Below are 1,132 nucleotides of genomic sequence, written 5' to 3'. Positions count from 1 at the left end.
GTGCGCCCTCGACGCCGATCGAGGAGATCGTGGCGTCGGTGTTCGTCGAGGTCCTGGGTGTGGAGCGGGTCGGCGCGGATGATGATTTCTTCGCGCTGGGTGGTAACTCGCTGTTGGCGACGCAGGTCGCCGCGCGTATCGGTGCGGCACTGGACACTCGTGTCCCCGTCCGCACCATCTTCGAAGCCTCCACCGTCGCCACACTGGCGGTCAAGGTCGAGCGGGGCACCGGTGAACGCAAACGCACCCCGCTCGTCGCCGGTCCGCGTCCGGACCGCATCCCGCTGTCGCCGGCGCAGCAGCGCATGTGGTTCCTCAACCAGTTCGACACCTCGGCCTCGGTCTACAACATCCCGGCTGCCATCCGCTTGTCCGGCGACCTGGACGTGGCCGCGTTGCGGCACGCCGTCGCCGATCTCGTCGCGCGCCATGAAATCCTGCGCACGATCTATCCCGAGACGCCGGACGGCCCGGTACAGCGGGTCCTCGCTCCGCACGAGGTCACGGTGGATCTCGCTCTCGCGCAGATCGGTGACGAACATGTCGCAGGCGACGTACAGCGGATCGTCGCCGCCGGCTTCGACGTGACCGTCGACGTGCCGTTCCGCGCGAAGCTGTTCCAACTCGCGGCCACCGAGTACGTGCTGGTCTTCGTCGCCCACCACATCAGCGCGGACGGTTGGTCGATGGGCCCGCTGACCCGGGACCTGATGCTGGCCTACGTGGCGCGCAGCGGTGGCCAGGAGCCGTCCTGGGCGCCGCTGCCCATCCAGTACGCCGACTACACGCTGTGGCAGCGCGACGCGCTCGGCGCCGACGACGACCCCGAGTCGCTCGCGGGCGCGCAACTGGCCTACTGGACGACCGAACTGGCCGATCTGCCCGACGAGCTGGACCTGCCCGCGGACCGCCCGCGCACGTCCGCCCAGTCCTTCGCGGGCGGCACAATAGATTTCGTCGTGGACGCCGACGTGCACGCCGCGCTGGCGGAACTCGCGCGGCGGCACAACGCCACGCTGTTCATGGTGGTGCACGCCGCGTTCGCGGTCTTCTCGGCTCGCCTGTCCGGCGCCGAGGACATCGCCATCGGCACACCCGTGGCGGGCCGCGGCGAAGCCGAACTCGACGACCT

General features: G+C 69.8%; 1 protein-coding gene. It reads left to right on the top strand.

Features of this window, described 5'->3' with window-relative positions; translation table 11 throughout:
- Positions 1–1,132: condensation domain-containing protein (locus ON21_RS24660; protein WP_039801367.1), on the top strand; the 1,132-nt coding region annotated here is incomplete at both ends.

Origin of the sequence: Nocardia araoensis NBRC 100135 (assembly GCF_000308435.1) — a bacterium.
In the GTDB taxonomy this organism is placed as follows: Bacteria; Actinomycetota; Actinomycetes; order Mycobacteriales; family Mycobacteriaceae; genus Nocardia; species Nocardia araoensis.
Note: the sequence above shows the minus strand (reverse complement) of the source record. Positions and strands in the feature narration are given on the sequence as shown.